At 70.0% G+C, this 17,510-nt stretch carries 17 protein-coding genes; 11 read left to right on the top strand and 6 right to left on the bottom strand.

The genetic code is table 11. The annotated features are described in order from the left end of the window. Complete coding sequence (locus tag AB1K56_RS10870; protein ID WP_371205644.1) at positions 1–222, top strand: three-helix bundle dimerization domain-containing protein; 222 nt, start codon at positions 1–3, stop codon at positions 220–222. Here AB1K56_RS10870 and AB1K56_RS10865 read toward each other — a convergent pair whose 3' ends face one another. After that, entirely contained in the window at positions 223–1,320 is a 1,098-nt protein-coding gene (locus AB1K56_RS10865; RefSeq protein ID WP_371205643.1) for a PIG-L family deacetylase, read from the bottom strand. It lies immediately after the preceding gene. A gap of 313 nt (positions 1,321–1,633) precedes the next feature. Between AB1K56_RS10865 and AB1K56_RS10860 the strand changes: the two genes are divergently transcribed. The 6 genes from AB1K56_RS10860 to AB1K56_RS10835 all read left to right on the top strand — a co-directional run bounded on the left by AB1K56_RS10860 (position 1,634) and on the right by AB1K56_RS10835 (position 8,001). Continuing rightward, the gene (locus tag AB1K56_RS10860) at positions 1,634–3,172 is read left to right on the top strand and encodes a sugar transferase (protein WP_371205642.1); all 1,539 of its coding nucleotides are present in this window, start codon (positions 1,634–1,636) and stop codon (positions 3,170–3,172) included. Positions 3,173–3,248: 76 nt separating this feature from the next. Then, positions 3,249–4,574 (top strand): UDP-glucose/GDP-mannose dehydrogenase family protein, encoded by a 1,326-nt coding sequence (locus AB1K56_RS10855; RefSeq protein ID WP_371205641.1) that lies wholly within the window; start codon positions 3,249–3,251, stop codon positions 4,572–4,574. A gap of 237 nt (positions 4,575–4,811) precedes the next feature. Beyond that, the gene (locus tag AB1K56_RS10850) at positions 4,812–5,036 is read left to right on the top strand and encodes a hypothetical protein (protein ID WP_136585895.1); all 225 of its coding nucleotides are present in this window, start codon (positions 4,812–4,814) and stop codon (positions 5,034–5,036) included. A gap of 41 nt (positions 5,037–5,077) precedes the next feature. Next, positions 5,078–5,479, top strand: coding sequence for an MFS transporter permease (locus AB1K56_RS10845; protein WP_371205640.1), 402 nt, complete (start codon positions 5,078–5,080; stop codon positions 5,477–5,479). A 261-nt stretch (positions 5,480–5,740) separates the two neighbouring features. Further along, positions 5,741–7,747 (top strand): ABC1 kinase family protein, encoded by a 2,007-nt coding sequence (locus AB1K56_RS10840; RefSeq protein ID WP_371205639.1) that lies wholly within the window; start codon positions 5,741–5,743, stop codon positions 7,745–7,747. Between the two features lie 92 nt (positions 7,748–7,839). Then, positions 7,840–8,001: a hypothetical protein gene (locus AB1K56_RS10835; RefSeq protein WP_167494135.1), complete on the top strand. Its 162-nt coding sequence runs from the start codon at positions 7,840–7,842 to the stop codon at positions 7,999–8,001. 70 nt (positions 8,002–8,071) lie between these two features. On the opposite strand, the gene AB1K56_RS10830 is transcribed toward AB1K56_RS10835, so the two are convergent. Both AB1K56_RS10830 and AB1K56_RS10825 read right to left on the bottom strand, forming a co-directional pair. Continuing rightward, on the bottom strand, positions 8,072–8,563 hold the full coding sequence (locus AB1K56_RS10830) for a twin-arginine translocase TatA/TatE family subunit (RefSeq protein ID WP_371205638.1): 492 nt from the start codon (positions 8,561–8,563) through the stop codon (positions 8,072–8,074). 1 nt (position 8,564) lies between these two features. Then, positions 8,565–9,230 (bottom strand): hypothetical protein, encoded by a 666-nt coding sequence (locus tag AB1K56_RS10825; protein ID WP_371205637.1) that lies wholly within the window; start codon positions 9,228–9,230, stop codon positions 8,565–8,567. A gap of 213 nt (positions 9,231–9,443) precedes the next feature. On the opposite strand from AB1K56_RS10825, the gene AB1K56_RS10820 reads away from it, so the two are divergent. Further along, a complete protein-coding gene (locus tag AB1K56_RS10820; protein WP_371205785.1) occupies positions 9,444–9,683 on the top strand; it encodes a twin-arginine translocase TatA/TatE family subunit in 240 nt (79 codons plus the stop codon). A gap of 62 nt (positions 9,684–9,745) precedes the next feature. Continuing rightward, on the top strand, positions 9,746–10,477 hold the full coding sequence (tatC, locus tag AB1K56_RS10815) for a twin-arginine translocase subunit TatC (protein ID WP_371205636.1): 732 nt from the start codon (positions 9,746–9,748) through the stop codon (positions 10,475–10,477). On the opposite strand, the gene AB1K56_RS10810 is transcribed toward tatC, so the two are convergent. Together AB1K56_RS10810 and AB1K56_RS10805 are read right to left on the bottom strand one after the other, a co-directional pair. Next, entirely contained in the window at positions 10,466–10,813 is a 348-nt protein-coding gene (locus tag AB1K56_RS10810; protein WP_371205635.1) for a hypothetical protein, read from the bottom strand. The genes tatC and AB1K56_RS10810 overlap by 12 nt on opposite strands. A gap of 91 nt (positions 10,814–10,904) precedes the next feature. After that, entirely contained in the window at positions 10,905–11,180 is a 276-nt protein-coding gene (locus tag AB1K56_RS10805; RefSeq protein WP_136585902.1) for a helix-turn-helix transcriptional regulator, read from the bottom strand. Positions 11,181–11,525: 345 nt separating this feature from the next. Here AB1K56_RS10805 and AB1K56_RS10800 point away from each other — a divergent pair, with 345 nt between their 5' ends. Further along, on the top strand, positions 11,526–12,998 hold the full coding sequence (locus tag AB1K56_RS10800) for a sugar transferase (protein WP_371205634.1): 1,473 nt from the start codon (positions 11,526–11,528) through the stop codon (positions 12,996–12,998). A gap of 57 nt (positions 12,999–13,055) precedes the next feature. Here the strand turns inward: AB1K56_RS10800 and AB1K56_RS10795 are convergent, their stop codons facing one another. Further along, complete coding sequence (locus AB1K56_RS10795; RefSeq protein WP_371205784.1) at positions 13,056–14,684, bottom strand: polysaccharide biosynthesis tyrosine autokinase; 1,629 nt, start codon at positions 14,682–14,684, stop codon at positions 13,056–13,058. A gap of 313 nt (positions 14,685–14,997) precedes the next feature. On the opposite strand from AB1K56_RS10795, the gene AB1K56_RS10790 reads away from it, so the two are divergent. Beyond that, positions 14,998–17,469, top strand: a complete 2,472-nt coding sequence (locus tag AB1K56_RS10790; RefSeq protein WP_371205633.1) for a LuxR C-terminal-related transcriptional regulator — start codon at positions 14,998–15,000, stop codon at positions 17,467–17,469. The last annotated feature ends 41 nt before the right edge of the window (positions 17,470–17,510 follow it).

Raw genomic sequence — 17,510 nt, 5'->3', positions numbered from 1 at the left:
ATGACGCAGCGCCAAGACGGCTTCGACAAGGCTCAGACGATCGCGGGTGTCGAGGAGCGGGTGCAGGACCGCTTCCCCGAAGTGCCGCACGAGGTCGTCCACGACGAGGCCGTCGCGGCGGTGGACAAGTACGCGGACGCGCCCGTGAAGGATTTCGTCGACATCATCGCCGAGCGCGAGGCGCGTGCGGCCGTCGAGGACGCCCTCACCACGGACGACTGATCATCCGAGCTGCAGTTCGGCCTCGGTCTTCGGGTACGACCGCTGCAACCACTCGCCGAACTTGCGCGTCTTCAGGCAGCCGCCGCGATCGGCGCAGCGGATGACGCTGTCCTGCTGCGTGTAGATCCGGTACGTGTCCACCTTTGCGTCCAGCACCGCGCCGTCCAGGTTGCGGGGCAGATTCTCCGAGGGGTACCCCACGAAGTAGCGGATGCCGGGGGCCACCGCCGCATCGGACGACAGGGCGTCACGCACCAGGGACCCCACGACCGAGTGGTCGGGGTGATCCCCGGGCGCGAATGCGCTTCCGCGGGGAATGTGCGTGAGGGTGCGCGTCGGCCGCACCGCGTCGGCCAGTTCGCGCAGCGACGCGACGAGGTGGTCGCGGTCGATCGCGGGTCCGCCGTCCACCGGCGCGAGCGAGGCGAGCGAGCCGTCGAAGAGCTTGCTCAGGGTCGCGAAGCCGGTCGCGGCGAAACCGCCGTCCGTGATGTTGCCGTCGGGCAGGCGCACGTAGGTCACCGAGATGCGGTCGTCACCGTCGGGGCTGAGCCGGCGGATGTGCAGGCCCGCGTCGAGGGTGATTTCGTCGGCGTGCCAGAGCCCCTCCCGCCCGCGCATGGCGTTGTAGGCGCGCAGGATGCCGAGCTCTCGCGCCTGCACGTACTCCATGCCCTTGCCCGCGTCGCCCGCCGTGACGAAGACGGTCCGCACGCACTCCCCCGCGGCGATCGCGTCGGAGATGGTCGGGTTGGCGAAGATGATGTCGTCGTCGGGGTGCGCCCAGATGGTGAGCAGCGTCGGAGCCCCCTCGCACACCTGCGCGGCGGGCGACACGGGGGGACTCGGCGTCGTCGGGGTGGCGGACGAAGTCGGCGTCGCTGTGGGTGTCGGGGTCGGCTCCACCGTCGCGGTCGGGGAGGAGGACGGCGACGCGACCGGATCGATCGCGGCGGGATCCCCGGCGGGCCGCAGCAGAGCGAAGGCGAAGATCGCCGCCACGGCGACGAAGAGCACCGCGGCGATGGCGATCGCCGCGATGAGACCGGCCGATCCTTCGCGCCGCACGCCGGTGAGGGGCGGCGGGACGCGGCTCATCGTGTTCCTCCGGGCGGCGGGTGGGCATCCGTCCCGCGGCGCGGGCGTGATCTCGCGACGGCCTCATCAGCCGATCCGCTGCCCGAGTGTAGGGGAACCGCTCGCGCGGGACCACCACCGCCTGTGGGAACCGCGCCCCCGGCGTCGCCGTCGCGCCCACGCGGATTCACCTGTCAGGTGAGTTATCGGGTGAGTACCGACGTGTTTCAGGCTCGTGACAAGAGACGCAGGGTGACTTGGCAGGTGAGTTCGGGCTGTTATCGTTCACGGGGTAGGCCGAATTGCTCGCCGGCGGGGGGAGGAGCTGCACATCGTGACGTCTGACCTGCAGCTGAACACGGCATCCGCCGACGCGGACCCGCTCGATGAACCCGGGCTCCGCGAGACCGCGGACCCGACCCCCATGTACCGCCGCGACCCCTGGCGGCGCCGCTACCGCCGCAACCTCGCGCTGACGGACCTCTTCTCCCTCGTCTGGGTTGTCTACGGAACCCAGCTCCTCTGGTTCGGCCTCGGAAACGCCCAGGTCGCCGCCGGGCGGGACAGTCGCATCAGCGATCTCTCCTACTGGGTGTTCTCCGCCATCCTCATCGTCACGTGGATGTGGGCGCTGTCGTTCGTCGACTCCCGCAGCGACCGCGTCATCGGCACCGGATCGGCCGAGTACGTGCGCATCGCGGACGCGAGCTTCCGCCTGTTCGGCACGGTGGCGATCATCGCGTTCCTCACGCAGATCGACGTCGCCCGCGGTTACCTGCTGATCAGCCTGCCTCTCGGCATCCTGGTCCTCATCTTCACGCGCTGGATGTGGAGGCAGTGGCTGGTTGTCCAGCGCTCGCGCGGTCTGTACTCGGCGAACGTGCTCCTGGTGGGCTCGCTGCCGTCGGTCACCCAGCTCGCCCGGGAGTTCGGTCGCTCGCCCAGTGCCGGCTACCGCGTCGTCGGCGCCTGCGTGCCGAACGGCAAGATCGCCGACGTCATCCCCGGCACCACGATCCCCGTCATGGGCCACGTGGGCGACGTCACCCGAGCGCTGCAGGTCACGGGTGCCGACACGGTCGCCATCACCAGCGCCGACGATCTGCCGGCCGACAAGGTCAAGCAAATCTCCTGGAGCCTCGAAGCCGGTCGGCAGCACCTCGTGCTCGCGCCGAGCATCATCGACATCGCCGGCCCGCGCCTGCACACGCGCCCGGTTGCCGGCCTTCCGCTCATCCACGTCGAGACGCCGAAGTTCTCGCGCGGTCAGAGCTTCCTCAAGCGCAGCGTCGACCTGGTCGCTGCGTCCGTGGGCGTGATCCTGCTGAGCCCGCTGCTCGTCTTCCTCATGATCGCCGTACGCCTGTCGAGCGACGGACCGGTCTTCTTCCGTCAGACCCGCGTCGGGTTCCGCGGCCGTGAATTCACGATGATCAAGTTCCGCTCGATGGTCGTCAACGCGGAGGACCTCCTCGAGCAGCTCGCCACGCAGGAGCGCGACGCGGGCAATGAGGTTCTCTTCAAGATGAAGAACGACCCGCGCGTGACGCCGATCGGACGGATCATGCGCAAATTCAGCCTCGACGAGCTCCCCCAGCTGTTCAACGTGATCGGCGGCTCGATGTCACTCGTCGGTCCCCGTCCCCCGCTGCCCTCCGAGGTGGCGGTCTACGCCGACCACGTCCACCGTCGCTTCCTCGCCAAGCCGGGTATCACCGGACTCTGGCAGGTCAGCGGGCGGTCCTCGCTGTCGTGGGAGGAATCGGTCCGTCTCGACCTCTCCTACGTCGAGAACTGGACCCTGCTCGGCGACTTCGTCATCCTCGGCAAGACCGCCCGCGCCGCCCTGGCGCCGGGCGAGACGGCCGCGTGAGAATCCTGCGCTCCCTCGCGGGTCCGCGAACCGGTGTCACCGTGTCGCGTCGACGTGAATCTGAAAGGCTCTGATCGTGCGTTTGTCTGTGGTGGGTTGCGGGTACCTGGGAGCCGTGCACGCGGCGGCGATGGCGTCGATCGGGCACGAGGTCGTCGGCATCGACGTGGACGAGCGCAAGATCGCCGCGCTCTCCAAGGGTGAAGCGCCGTTCTTCGAGCCCGGTCTGCAGGAGATCCTCTCGGAGGGCATCGCCTCGGGGCGCCTGTCCTTCACGACCGACATGTCGGCGGCGCAGGGCGCCAAGGTGCACTTCATCGGCGTCGGCACGCCGCAGCAGGCGGGCGGTCACGCCGCCGACCTCACCTACGTCGATGCGGCCGTCGACGGCCTCCTTCCCTACCTCAGCGAGGGCGACATCGTCGCGGGCAAGTCCACGGTCCCCGTGGGCACGGCGGCCCGCCTGGCCCCGCGCGTCGCGGACCGCGGCGCCGTCCTCGTCTGGAACCCCGAGTTCCTGCGCGAAGGCTGGGCCGTCCAAGACACCATCGACCCCGACCGACTCGTCGCAGGGGTCCCCTCCGAGGACGGAGCGCCCACCGCCGACGGCGAGCGCACCGCGGACGTCCTCCGCGAGGTGTACCACCCGTCGATCGCGAAGGGCACGCCTTTCATCGTCACCGACTACGCCACGGCCGAGCTCGTCAAGGTCTCCGCGAACGCGTTCCTGGCGACCAAGATCAGCTTCATCAACGCCATCGCCGAGATCGCCGAGGTCACCGGAGCCGACGTGACCACTCTCGCCGACGCCATCGGACACGATGCGCGCATCGGTCGCCGCTTCCTCGGAGCCGGCATCGGCTTCGGCGGCGGATGCCTCCCGAAGGACATTCGCGCCTTCTCCGCGCGCGCAGAAGAGCTGGGTCGAGGGGAGTCGGTCGCCTTCCTCCGCGAGATCGACGCCATCAACCTCCGGCGCCGCGATCGCGCCGTCGAGTTGACGACGGACGCCCTCGGCGGCAGCGTCTTCGAGAAGAAGATCGCCGTTCTGGGTGCGGCCTTCAAGCCGCACAGCGACGACATCCGCGACTCCCCCGCGCTCGACGTCGCCGTGCGTCTGCACGGCCTCGGCGCGCACGTCACCCTCACCGACCCGGCCGCGATCGAGAACGCGCGTCGCATCCACCCCCAGCTGACCTACGAAGCCGATCTCGATGAGACGCTCCGCGACGCCGACGCGGTCATCGTCGTGACGGAGTGGGACGAGTACCGCCGTGAGCTGTCGCCCGAGCACGCCGCGTCGCTGGCGCGAGGGCGTGTGATCGTCGACGGTCGCAACTGCCTCGACCCCGTCGCGTGGCGCGCCGCCGGGTGGTCATACTTCGGCATGGGTCGCCCCTGACCCGAGACACCCGCGAACGCCCCGGCCATCGGCCGGGGCGTTCGTCGTCTCGAGTCCGGGAGCGACGCGGGGCGCGCCGCCCGCGCGACACCGCCGTCCGACGACGTCGGATCGACCGTTCCCGAGCGCCGATTCGACGGATATCCCCCTCGGCGTGACGAATGGGCGGGCCGACACGTCTCCAAGGTGACGGTTCGGTGCGTTCCGGCTCCGGGCCCCGTGCAGAAGGAGGATGCCATGCGCAACAAGTTCATCCTGATCGGCGTCGTCGCCCTCGTGGCCTACGTCGCGGGGACACGCGCCACGCGCGTCCAGGTGAAGAAGCGAGAGTCCGTCGGCCACCAGATCGTGCGGCTCTGGGACGACCCGCGGGCCCGGCGTCGACGCAAGAAGACCGCTGAGAAGGCGGCTCGCGCCGCGAAGAAGCGGGCGCGTCGCACTTTGCGCGAACTCCGCTCCTGACCCGCATCACGATCCCCGAGACATCCCGAGGAGGAATCCCCATGTCCCGCTCCCTGTCGAGCGGCACCCTGATCCGCTCTCGCCGCAGTGCCGTCGCTGCGCTCATCTCCGCCGTCACCGTCGTCCTCATCGCCCTCCTGGCGTTTCTGCCCCTCGTGGGCGTGCTCGCCGGCGCGACCGCGAGCACGGCGGGCCTCATCCCGTTCCCCGTGCTCGCCGTCTCCGTGACGACGATCATGGGGTCCGTCCTGGTGGTCGCCTTGCTCGTCGGCTCCGCCACCCGGCGGCGCACCGCGGCGGCCTGGACACTCGCCGCGTCGGCCATCGTCGTCGCACTCGTCGTGACGGTCTTCCCCCTCGTCGCCGTGGTGGTCGGATCCATCGATCGAGCGGGTGATCTGGGGACGGTCATCGGCGAGCTGGCGCAACGGATCGGGGGATGACGTCGCCCCTGTGGATGACGACCTCGCGCGCGCATGCGCATGCAAGAATGCTCCCCACAGGAGGAACCATGATCACGTCCGTCTCCCGCCCGGTCCCCGGTATCTCTGCCCACGACGACGACGTGATGGTCGGATTCGCGCCACGGTGTCCCTCCTGCAGAATCACGACGCAGCCGCACGGTACTCGGAATCACGCGTGGTGGCGCTGCCCCTCCTGCGCCCTCCCCGTGCTCGGCTGAACGGGCGGCTACGCTGAGCCCCGTGGGGGCGACCATCCTGATCTCGATCTCCGCCGTCGTGTCGGCGGTGCTCGTCGGGTTCGTCGCGCGACGGATCCTGGGCACCGCGGTCGGATGGCCGCGGAGCATCATCGTCGGTCTGCTGGTGTTCTTCCTCGGTGTGCCGTCGGCGCAATGGACCCTTCGGCAGACCGGTCTGACCGAGGCGACGGCACTCGTCCCCGCGGCGGACGTCTGGCTCTGGATCGGTCTGATCGTCCTCTCCCTCGCGTGGGTGTTCGCCCTCGGGGTCGCGGCGTTGGTCGCGAGCGAGGCGATCTTCCCGACGCGGCCCTTGCCGAACCCGATCGACCTCGTGCGCGCCGCGCTGCGTCAGCGCAAGCGCACCCGCAGGTATCTCGAGATCCTCGCCATCGCCTCACGGCACGGAGTCGGATGGCTCTTCCACGGCGGTCGCTCACGGGTCGAAGAACAGCTCAGCACGACCGAAGAGCGAGCGAACGCGATCGTGGCGACCATCAACGATGCCGGCGTCAGCTTCGTCAAGCTCGGGCAGGTCCTCTCCACGCGTCGCGACCTCATCCCCGAGCCCTACCTCACGGCCCTCTCCTCTCTTCAGACGAACGCGACCACCCTCCCGTGGGAGACCGTGCGCGCCGTCATCGAAGACGACCTCGGCGTCTCGATCGACGAGATCTACGCCGACGTCGACCCGGTCCCCCTCGCCGCGGCATCCGTGGCGCAAGTGCACCGCGCCCATCTCCACGACGGCACGCCCGTCGTCGTGAAGGTGCAGCGCCCCGCGGCGCGAGCCCAGGTGGAGGCGGATGCCGACATCATCGGCCGTCTCGCCCATCGCGCCGAGATGCGCACCCGCGTGGGCCGCGACCTGCGCATCGAGTCGGTCGCGCGAGGGTTCACGGGCACTCTTCTGGAAGAGCTCGATTACCGCATCGAAGCCCGCAACACCCGGATGATCCGCTCCACCCTGGATCTCATCGACCGAGCCGAGCCCGATCGGCGCGGGGTCGTCACGGCCCCGCGCGTCTTCGCCGCGGCCTCGAATCAGCGCGTGCTCACGATGGAGCTGGTCGGCGGCGCCGCGCTCAGCGACAGCGCCGTGCGGCTCGCGTCCCTCTCCCCCGAGGATCGCGACCGACTCGCCCAGACCCTGATGTCGACGGTGATCGAGCAGATCCTCGTGTACGGCGTGTTCCACGCCGATCTGCACCCCGGCAACGTCCTGCTCACCGACGACGACACCCTCGGGATGATCGACTTCGGGGCGGTCGGGATCATCGAACGCAGTCGACGGCAGCACCTGACGGCGCTCCTGCTCGCCGCGCTGAGCGAGAACGACGTCGCCGCAGCCGACGCGCTGCTGCTGATCGTCGACCCGCCCGACGACCTCGACCTGGACGCCTTCCGTCACGACGTCGGGATCGTCCTGACGACCGAGCACCTGCGCACGGACGGCCAGGGATCGATCTTCACGCGGATGGTCGACGTGATCCGCCAGCACCGCATCGCCCTCCCCGGCGAGCTGGCGTCGGCGTTCCGCAGCTTCGCCACCCTCGAGGGGTGTCTCCGCGTCCTCGTCGATGACTTCGACATGGTGGGCCGCGCCCTGCCGCTCATGCCGACCCTGCTGCGTCGGACGCTCTCGATGAAGCGCATGGCCACGGACCTGCAGGCGCAGAGCGTGATCAACCTGGCGCGCCTCGAGCGGATGCCGCAGCGGATCGACGCCCTGCTCTCGGGTGTCGAGAAGGGGGCGATCGGGGTCACCCTGCGCAGCGATGACGGCAGCGACGTGAGCGGCATCCTCGGACGCGTGACGGCAGAGGTCGCCTCGACGCTCGTGTCGATCGCCGCCGTCGTGATCGCCGTCGTCCTGGTCATCTCGGGTGGTGGCCCGCTTCTGGGCGGTTCCGTCACCCTCTTCGCCGTTCTCGGAGCGGTCATCGGCCTGTTCGGCTTCCTCGGTCTGCTGCGCATCGTGCGGAAGACGTTCTCCCGACCTCGATGACCAGACGGCGCGCCGCACGTGACGTCTCACCGGCGAAGGCGGTACGGTGAGCGCACCACCGACCGGTGGGCGGACTCCGAAGGAGTAGTCCCATGATCGCTCTCATCGTCGCCATCATCGCCGCGTCCATCTGGGTGATCGTCGCTCTCGCAACGGGCATCGGACTGGGCCGGGTCATCGCCCGCGCGGAGTCCGAGGAGGGGACTCGCCTCCCGTCGACGGGCGGGCCCCTGCGACGACCCGCCCGGCTCTGACCCGTCCTCGACCGCACCGCGGGCGGTCAGCGCGGGAGTTCTGTGCCGCGCGGTGACACGGGGCACCGGATCACTCGTCCCGGTCCGCCTCACCCTCGGACGCGGACGAACCCTCGAGCCGGATGCGCGGCTTCGAGCCCGATGCCCCGGGTGGAGCGGGGTCGGGCCTTGCACCGTCGCCGTCCGCGAGCGCCGAATGCGCGGAACCCGCTGACTCCGGGACGCCGTGCCCGTGCACCTCGCGCGCATCGTCGAGTCGACCGGTCGGTTCACCCGGACCGCCTGTCGACGTCGCCCGTTCGACCGCCGAGGCGGCCGCTGCCGCGTTGAGGTCCTGGAGGATGCGCCGCGGATGCAGCTGCCGCGGATCGTATTCCCGCCAGTCGGGGGCGAACTCATTGAGCTCGTCGACGACCTGCGCCCGGCCCTGCTGGTAGAGCTCGTGAAGACGGCCGAGGTGTCGAGGAAGGGCACGCCGGAGTTCCCTCAACCGCTCGGGGCCGAGGATGATGCCGACCAGAACGGCCACCACGATCATCTTGTCGAATCCGAAGTCGAACATGTCAGCCCTTCCGCGTCGAGCGGCGATCCAGCACGGAGAACTCCCGCGACCGCCGGTACTCACGACGCGTCAGGATCGGCGCCGCGCTCCCTTCCGGATGGACCGGTGGGGCGAGTGTGGCGACCACACCCAGGATCGTGGAGACGGCCTGCGTCGCCTGGCGCTCGAACGCCAGCCAGGCAGCGTCGGGCCCGCCCACGGGGTCGACGACGTCGTCGTCTTCGTCGTGCGTCCGCCGTAGCGTGAGACGAGCTCGCGACACCGCCTGGACGAGACCCGCCCAGCTCGACGCCCTCCCTTGGACCGCTTCAGCCAGACGCGCGAATTCACGCAGGGTGAAGACGGATGAGATGAGGTCGGGCCGCAGATCGAGCACGACCCGCTTGTGCGCGCGCTCAGCGGTGAGGACGGTGTCACCGGTGCGGAGGACTCCCTCATCCAGTCGCCGGGAGCGGTGGGGGTCCAGATCGAGGCCGTAGGTACGCCCGAGAGCGACGACCCGAGGGTCAGCGGGGATGGACGGACGCGCCATCGTGCCCGCGCTGTCGAGGATGAGCCGCTGCCCGAGAGAGGAGGGCATGCGCGAGGCGAGCAGGCCTGCCACGAAGGGCGATCGGATCACGTTCGCCGTGCAGACGATCACCAGTCGGTCGCTCCTCGCAGTCATGGTGTCCCCTCCCCGGGCCTCGCGCGGCGGGAGAAGCCGTCGCGCGGGCGTTCCCAGTAAAGCGCGGTGGGTTTCCGCCCCCGGACGAGACCCGGAGCACGCGCCGGGGTGAAGTCGGTGCGGTGGTAGGGCGATTGTGCCTGGGCGACGACCGTCTGCGCGGGCGAGCGGCGGAGCATGGGAATCACGACGGCCACTCGAAAGGACTCCGCCATGGGCATCTTCGGCAACGCGTTCTCCGGATGGCACCTCTTGCTGATCCTCGCCGTGGTTCTCCTCCTGTTCGGGGCGGCCAAGCTGCCCGGCCTCGCGAAGAGCGTCGGCGAGTCCGTGCGGATTCTCCGCTCCGAAAGCAGAGCTTCCGAGAACGGCGGCGGCGACGCTCCCTCCACCTCGTCTCAGCCGACCGAGCACGCGGAGACCGGTCGCCCGGACCCTTCGACGCACGCGTGAGCCGCGACGATCGCAAGCGACGTCGACGGGAGCCGGCCCGACGGGATGGGAGAGGAGGGGCGATGCCCCTCCTCTCCCATCTTTCGGAGCTCCGACGTCGGTTGGTGATCACTGCGTCCGCCATTCTGGTGGGCGGTGTGATCGGGTTCTTCCTGTCGGACGCGGTCATCGCCGCCGTCGCCGATCCTCTCGCTCACGTGCAGGGCCCGTCCGTGACGAGCTTGAACTTCACGCGTCTCGGCGAAGCATTCGACCTCCGATTCAAGATCGCGCTGACGCTGGGTATCGTCCTGGCCGCGCCGGTGTGGATCTGGCAGGTCTGGGCTTTCCTCGTGCCGGCCCTCACCTCGCGGGAACGTCGGATCGGGATCGGCTTCGTGTGCGCGGCCGTGCCTCTCTTCCTCATCGGCGTGGGATTCGGGTGGACGATCGTTCCACACGTGGTGAATCTGTTGGCCGGTTTCGCCCCGGCTGCCTCGACGACCATACTCACGGCCGGTCAGTACTTCGACTTCCTCCTGAAGCTCATTCTCGGCGTCGGGTTGTCGTTCGTCTCTCCGCTGGCGCTGATCGCTCTCAATGCCGCCGGCGTCCTGAGCGCCCGAGCGATCATCCGCGGATGGAGGATCGCGCTGGTGGTGATCGTCGTGTTCTCCGCGGTGGTGACACCCGCCTCCGACATCATGAGCATGCTGTTCGTCGCGCTGCCTCTCTGCGTGCTGTACGCAGGAGCCGCGGTGTGGACGTACGCCCACGACCGGCGAATCGCCGGACGCGCGACATCACTCCCCTGAGTCACCCGTCGCAGAGAATTCACGCAGATACCGGTCGGTCTCGATGGCTCGTCTCAACGCCCTCGCGGCATCCCGAGAGAGAGCGATGGATCCGTCGCCCGGGCGTTCGACGACGAACCACGTCTCGTCATCGGAGGACCTCCGCAGCAGTCCGACCTCCCACTCCTCGAACCGGCCCTCACCGTGTTCGGCCGCGTTCCGCACGCGCACGGTGACGGCGTACCCCGCGCTGCGGTGATCTTCGTCGAGCGCGTGCACGGTGCGTCCGTGTTCAGTGGAGCACCAGTCGTACCTGCAGGTGTGGGGGTCGGACGGGAAACCGTCGGATCGGGTCATTGCGCGCACCTCTCTCAGAGGACCGCCCGAGTGGGCGGACCGGACGTGGGTGGGCACGAAGCAAGTCTGACCCGAACCTCCGACACCGCCGTCACCGACCGGGAGCGAGGCCCCCCGGCGGCGGCGGAACGAGGTCGTGAAGCGGAATGTCGAGCACCTCGGCAAGGAAGACCAGGGTGCGAAGCCGCGGGTTCGCCGCCGTGCCCGGGTTCGATTCGCCCTTCTCGAGCTTCCGGTAGGTGAAGGTCGCGAGCCCGGCTGCGTGGGCGACCTGCTCCTGCGACATCCGCTTCTCCGCGCGAGCGCGGAGAAGACGCACTCCGAGCTCTCGCGCGAATTCGGTCCAGGGGTCGGGCGCTTCGCTCATGGTTCCAGCTTGATCGGCCGCCCACGCTCACATGAACATGTCAACATGCTGTGGTGCTCCTCGGCCGAGCGGAGCCCGCCTCTCGGAGGGTGGTGAGCGATACGTCCGGCAGGGTGAGCGACGGAGCGATCCGGGCACACCCCCCGGCAGCGCCCGCCCACACCGACGGTCTCCCACCGCTCCTGCGGGCTGCCGCGGACGTCAGCGACACCTCACCCCTGCGGAGCGGGTCGGGAGCGGCATCGTCGATCCCGACGTCGATGGGACAGTTCCCGCGCCCACCGTCGTATCCACGCCCGGCCGACGGCTTCTTCAGGACCTCGGGGCGCGGTCCGCGGAGCACAGATGAATCCTTCCGTCTCATTTATCGACTCACCTCGACCGACAACCCACCTCACCACGGCGGAGCCTGCTCACCCCCGACCCTGGCCACGCCGGTACGCACGGCTCCTCGGAGCGATCGATCTCACGGTCGTCGCGGCGGCCGTCTTCGGGTCACAGGTCCTCTGGCTCGGGCCGCATCCCGTCGATGTCGCCTCGTCGTCCGTGGACTACACGACCCTGTCGCTGATCCTCACCGTCTGCTGGTTCGGCGCCCTCACCGTCTGGGGATCCCGTCTCCCGCGGAGCATCGGGTATGGAGTGCTCGAGTACCGACTGATCCTCGCGGCATCCTTCCAACTGTTCGGGGGCTTGGCGATCGTGGCCTACCTGACCGGCGCCGACGTCTCCCGCGGGTACTTCCTCCTCAGCCTCCCCGCCGGGACGGCTTCGCTGCTCGCGGGGCGCGCGTTGTGCAGAGTGTGGCTCCGCCGCCGTCGCCGCCTCGGCGCGATGAGTTCTCGCGTGGTCCTGGTCGGCGGAGCCGACGAGAATGCCCGCGTCGCCGCGGAGCTGGCCCGACAACCGGCTGCGGGGCTGCGAGTGGTCGGCGTGCACGAAGTCGCCGCCGACAGCCGCTCGGCATGGGACGATGCTCAGGCGGAGGCGTTGCGTCGTCGACTGTCGGATCTCCGGGCCGATAGCGTCCTGGTCTCCGGTGGGGCTCTGCTCGAGGCGCAGGACATCAGGCGCATCGGTTGGGGGCTGGATCCCGGCCGCGAGCACCTCATCGTGGCGGTCAACCTCACCGATGTCGCGGGCCCTCGACTTCACACGCGCCCCGTCGCCGGGCTCCCCCTCGTCCACATCGAGACCCCGCAGTTCTCAGCGACGCAGCGCATCCTCAAGCGCACGTTCGACATCATCGGGTCGGGCGCGCTCCTCCTTCTGCTCGCGCCGCTCTTCCTCGTGCTGGCGCTCCTCGTACGGGCATCGGGACCGGGGCCGGTCTTCTACCGCCAGGACCGCATCGGACAGGGCGGGCAGCGATTCGGCATGCTGAAGTTCCGATCGATGGTGGACGGCGCCGACGCGCGCTTGCAGGAACTCCTCGCCGCACAGGGACGAGAGGGCACTCCGCTGTTCAAAGTGGCGAACGACCCCCGGATCACCCCGGTCGGCCGGTGGCTCCGCAAGTATTCGCTCGATGAGCTGCCCCAGCTGATCAACGTCTTGGCCGGCCAGATGAGCCTGGTCGGGCCGCGGCCGCAGCGCGATGCGGAGGTCGAGTTCTACGACGACGACGCTCACCGGAGACTGATGGTTCGTCCCGGCATGAGCGGGCTCTGGCAGGTGAGCGGTCGTTCCGCCCTCGCGTGGGACGACGCCATCCGACTCGATCTCTTCTACGTCGAGAACTGGTCTCTCGTGGGCGATCTGACGATCCTCGCGCGGACCTTCAAGGCCGTGCTCGTCCCCGGCGACACCGCCCACTGACGAGAACACGCGAAAGGCGCCGGCCATGCGGCCGGCGCCTTTCGCGTGCGCAGCGTCTCAGGACGTCGTGCGGCGTCGCCGCTCGGCGCGCGGCGCGACAGTGGTCACCGTCGTCGTTTTTTCACTCGACGACTCACCCTCGGCCCGTGTCGAAGTCCTCCGCTGCGCCAGCGTCCGCAACCCGCTGACGTTCTCGGGCTGCACGTCCGTCGAACGTCGACGGGCGCCGGTGGACTCGTCGGTGATCGAGCCGTTCGCGCCACGGCGTCGGCGGCCGAAGAGCCCCCGCGTGCGCCCCTCGTCCCGGGGCGAGCCGTATCCGTAGTAGCCGCCGTAGCGACCGCCGTAATAGCTCGAGTCGACGCCGCGGAGCGGGACCCGGTTGAGGACGACCCCCAGGAGATGCCCCCGGGTCTTTCCGATGTTCTCCGCCGCGCGCGACAGCATGTCGTCCGTGGTGCGACCGGCCGTGACGACGAGCACCGCCCCGTCCGCCCAGCTCGCGATCACGGCGGCGTCGGCGACCGCGAGCGTCGGCGGGGAGTCCACGATGACGACGAGGTCCTCGGCGAGCTTGCGGACGAGCGCCTGCATGCGCTGCGAGCCGACCATCTCGCTGGGGTTGGGCGGGGTGCGTCCCGCGGCGACGACGAACAGGCTCCCCTTCTCGTCGACCTGATGGGCGACTTGTTCGATCTGCGCGCGACCGGCCAGCACGTCCGAGAGGCCCACGTCGTCGGAGAAGCCGAACATGCCGCCGAGGACCGGGCGTCGCAGGTCCGCGTCGACGAGGATGACGGCCTGCCCCGTGGCGGCGATGCTCACCGCGAGATTGGCTGCCGTCGTCGACTTGCCGTCGCCCGGAAGCGGGCTCGTGATCACCATCACCCGGGCGGGCCTGTCGACGTCGACGTACTGCAGGTTGGTCCGCAGTTCCCGCATCGCCTCCTTGTGGGCGAACGAGCCCCGCCCGTCACGGATGTCGTCGAAGGAGAACACGGCGCGACCCGAGGCCAAATCCTTGTCGACGGGGAGGATGCCGACCACCGACGCGGCGATGGTCCCGGTGATGTCGGATGCCGATCGGATCCGCCGGTCGAAAGCCCGGCGGACGAGGGCGAAGACGATCCCCGCGACGGCACCGACGAGCGCGCCGATCGCGATGTCCAGCTTCACGTTCGGAGACGACGGCGCGGTCGGCAACCGCGCGGAGTCCCCCGCGATGAGCCGGACGGCACTCTGACCTCCTCCGCCCGACTGGAGCTGATCGACCTCCGCGGTCATCCCGCGGATCCACGCCTCGGCGAGATCCCGCGCGGACTCCGGCGTCGGACCGGTGGCATCGACGCGGACGTTGACCGTGTCGACGGGATTCGACACCTTCACACGCTGCACGAGCGCCTCCGGACTGTCCGGGAGTCCGAGATCGGACTTCGCGGTCTCCGCCACACTCCGCCAGTAGCCCATGTCGATGAAGGACTTCACCTTCGACAGCGCCAGCTGATCCCCGGCCAGGGCCGCACCGGTCGACCCGTCCGACGCGACCGCCGCGACGTAGCCGCTGGCATCCGCGGTGTAGACCCGCGGCTGCACCGCACTCCAAGCCAGACCCACGAGACCACCCGCGACCGTCAGCGCGACGATCGCCTTCCAATAGGCGCGCAGGATGCGCACCACCCGCTGCATGTCCACTCGAGTCCGCCTTTCCACGCCCGACGGCGAGCCCCGTCGAGACGTCCGCAGCATAGGCACGCTCGACGAGGGCGTCGGAACGGCCGGTCGCGCGCGACCGACGGGCGAGTCCGCACCGAGCGGTGGGGGATGACGGAAAGGGTGATGCGCATGGGGTGAGAAGGGGATGACGAGAGGGATGAAAGAGCGCCGTTCGGTCCGGATCGACCCCTGCCTCACCCCCAGGATCATTCGTGCGTGGTCGGCGACTCGTCGAACGCACGGGTGTCCGTCGAAGACGCACCCGGGTTCCGGACTGGAGGTACCGATGCTCATCGATGTGGACAGGCTGCCGACGAACGCTCGTTCGAATCGTCGCACGAGCCGCTTCTGGACCCCTCGGGCGGCGACCCTCGCGCGGCTGCACGAGGCGCTGACGGCGGACGTGGTCCTCGTGCGCGGGCCCGCCGGCGTGGGGAAGACCTCGCTGCTGCGTCAGTTCGCCACGTCACTGGAAGACGACCCCGAGCGGGGCGTGCAGCTGATCGACGGAGCCCACGCGGCAGCGGCATCCATCCCGGACGTCCTCGACGCGTTCGCCGCAGGGCCTCCGATCCACATCCTCCTCGTCGACAACTTCGCCGAGGATGCCGGGCTCTCGACCGAGGATCTCCTCGGCATGCTGCGCAGCGATCCGGCCCTGCGCATCATCGTGGCCACGCGCCTGTCGACGGGGTGGGAGAGCCCGCTCGTGGCCCTGGAGTTCGACGTGCAGGTGATCTCGCCCGAAGACCTGCGGATCACACGCGACGAGCTGGCCACCGTCCTCTCGCTGAACGGGGTCGAGTCGTCCGAGTCCGCCATCGACGCCCTCGTGGATCTCACCTACGGGTGGCCCGCTCTGGGGCAGCTCGCCAGCGCGCACCTGCGCCTGGAGGGGATGGCGCTGCGGACGCACGACGACGCGGTCTCGGCCGCGCGATACGCGGTCTCCGCTCTCACCACCGACATGGAACAGCGACTGGGCCTGCCGGTGACCGACGAGATGCGACTCCTCGCCGTCGCGCCCTACGTCACGGCGCCCCTCGCCGAGGCGATCGGCATGGACACCACGACCGTCCTCTCGCGCGACCTCCTCGCCCGGATGCAGAGCGCGGGGCTCGTCTGGCCCGGCTCGATGCGCGTCACCCTCGCGGAGCCGATCCGGGCGCAGTGGCTGAGCGACATCGCCGCACGCAGCCCGCAACTCGTCGCCGCAGCCCAGCTCCGTCTCCTCGGGCATCTCGTGGAGGGAGGGGAATCCCTCCTGGCTGCGCGCCTCGCCGCGGATGCCGGCCAGTGGAGCACTCTCGCCGGGGTCCTGCGGGCATCCGGGCCTGAGATCTGGGCGCGTGACCGGGAGACCTTCGACCGGCTCGTCGCTTCGCTGAGGACGGGCGCTCCCACCGAGCCGCGCGTGGTCGACGCGTTGCTGGCCCTCGACCCCGAGACGGCGATCTCGTCGGAGACCCCCGCGCACGTGGTCGGGGCTCTCGGGCGACTCCCCGACGCCAAGAGCGCTGCCGCCGGCAACGTCGAGGCGCTCGTCCTCCGGGTGAGCCTCCTTCGCGCCGCGGGTCGGTTCGCGCTCGCGACCGAAGCCGCGGCCCTACTGTCCGACGCCCTGCGCCGCCGCCGGGATCTGGAGGGCGAACTCGTCCACGAGGGTTGGTATCAGGTCGGCATGACCGCCTTCGCCATGGGCAAACTCCGCGACGCCACGCTCGCGCTGGGGCACGCGGAGCGGGCGGCGCCCCCGGCTCGGCAGATGCGGGCCCGTGGCGCACAGGCCGTCATCGCCCTTCTCGAGGGCGATGTGCGCGGTGCGCGAGTCCTGATCGAGGAGAACCGCGAGGACCCGTGGTTCTCGTCGCCGTGGGGCGAGGGGATGCGCATCGCCGAGGCGTGGCTGCTCCTGGAGGCCGGCGACGCCGCGACGGCCCGGGCGCGATTCGACGCGACGACGGCCTCGCAGGGCGGACGGGAGCTGTGGCCCTTCGCCGCGTCGGCGCACGCGTTGTCCTTCCTCCTGTCGGGCGCGGCATCCGATGCTCTCGGTCTGCTGCGGGCGTGGATGGCACGAGCGCGCAGCACGCCGCCCTCGCACTTCCAGTCGACCCACATGCTCACGGCCCGCGCGAAGGTGCTCATCGCGTTGCGGCAGGCCCGCAAGGCCCTCGCCCTCTTCGAGGGCCCGTTCGCCCTCTCCCCCGCCACGGCACCGGCGATCGCGCTCTCGCAGCTGTACGCCGGGAGGACGCACGAGGCGTTCGTGATGAGCGTCAAGTGGGGCTTGCATCACGAGCCGTCCGCGCGCGCCGCTCTCGAGAGCCTGGTGGTCAGCGTCGTCGCCGATGTCCGGTTGAACGGGGTCGACGCGCACCGCACCGCGGTCCAGCGGGCGGAGGCGCTCAGCACGCGGCACGACCTGTGGGGGCCGTGGAGCGCGGTCGCCCCCGAGGATCGGCACCTGGTGCTCCGGATGCTGTCACCCGCGGCTCGCGCCGAGATCACCGAGCGCGCGTCGTTCTTCGCGTCCTCGGTGAGCGTGCCGCACCTGACCAAGCGCGAGCAGGTCGTGCTGGCGCACCTCACTCCCACCTCGACCATCGCCGAGATCGCGCGCGCTCTCGTCGTCTCACCGAACACGGTGAAGACGCAGCTGCAGAGCCTCTACCGCAAGCTCGAGGTGTCGGACCGCTCGAGCGCCATCCGCGCGGCGCACGCGTGGGGACTCATCGAGAGCGACGGCGAGGCGTGACAGGGGGGTCGCGGCGTCCGCGCCGCGACCACCCCATCGCG

This window comes from Microbacterium sp. BWR-S6Y (genome assembly GCF_041379845.1).
Lineage (GTDB): Bacteria > Actinomycetota > Actinomycetes > Actinomycetales > Microbacteriaceae > Microbacterium > Microbacterium hydrothermale.
The sequence above is the reverse complement of the archived record's forward strand: the minus strand, read 5'-3'. Positions and strand labels throughout refer to the sequence as shown.

Coding starts and splice junctions, on each gene's coding strand:
- AB1K56_RS10870 (WP_371205644.1), top strand. CDS start 1: ATGACGCAGCGCCAAGACGGCTTCGACAAGGCTCAGACGATCGCGGGT.
- AB1K56_RS10865 (WP_371205643.1), bottom strand. CDS start 1,320: ATGAGCCGCGTCCCGCCGCCCCTCACCGGCGTGCGGCGCGAAGGATCG.
- AB1K56_RS10850 (WP_136585895.1), top strand. CDS start 4,812: ATGCGCAACAAGTTCATCCTGATCGGCGTCGTCGCCCTCGTGGCCTAC.
- AB1K56_RS10845 (WP_371205640.1), top strand. CDS start 5,078: ATGTCCCGCTCCCTGTCGAGCGGCACCCTGATCCGCTCTCGCCGCAGT.
- AB1K56_RS10835 (WP_167494135.1), top strand. CDS start 7,840: ATGATCGCTCTCATCGTCGCCATCATCGCCGCGTCCATCTGGGTGATC.
- AB1K56_RS10830 (WP_371205638.1), bottom strand. CDS start 8,563: ATGTTCGACTTCGGATTCGACAAGATGATCGTGGTGGCCGTTCTGGTC.
- AB1K56_RS10825 (WP_371205637.1), bottom strand. CDS start 9,230: ATGACTGCGAGGAGCGACCGACTGGTGATCGTCTGCACGGCGAACGTG.
- AB1K56_RS10820 (WP_371205785.1), top strand. CDS start 9,444: ATGGGCATCTTCGGCAACGCGTTCTCCGGATGGCACCTCTTGCTGATC.
- tatC (WP_371205636.1), top strand. CDS start 9,746: ATGCCCCTCCTCTCCCATCTTTCGGAGCTCCGACGTCGGTTGGTGATC.
- AB1K56_RS10810 (WP_371205635.1), bottom strand. CDS start 10,813: ATGACCCGATCCGACGGTTTCCCGTCCGACCCCCACACCTGCAGGTAC.
- AB1K56_RS10805 (WP_136585902.1), bottom strand. CDS start 11,180: ATGAGCGAAGCGCCCGACCCCTGGACCGAATTCGCGCGAGAGCTCGGA.
- AB1K56_RS10800 (WP_371205634.1), top strand. CDS start 11,526: ATGAATCCTTCCGTCTCATTTATCGACTCACCTCGACCGACAACCCAC.
- AB1K56_RS10795 (WP_371205784.1), bottom strand. CDS start 14,684: ATGCAGCGGGTGGTGCGCATCCTGCGCGCCTATTGGAAGGCGATCGTC.
- AB1K56_RS10790 (WP_371205633.1), top strand. CDS start 14,998: ATGCTCATCGATGTGGACAGGCTGCCGACGAACGCTCGTTCGAATCGT.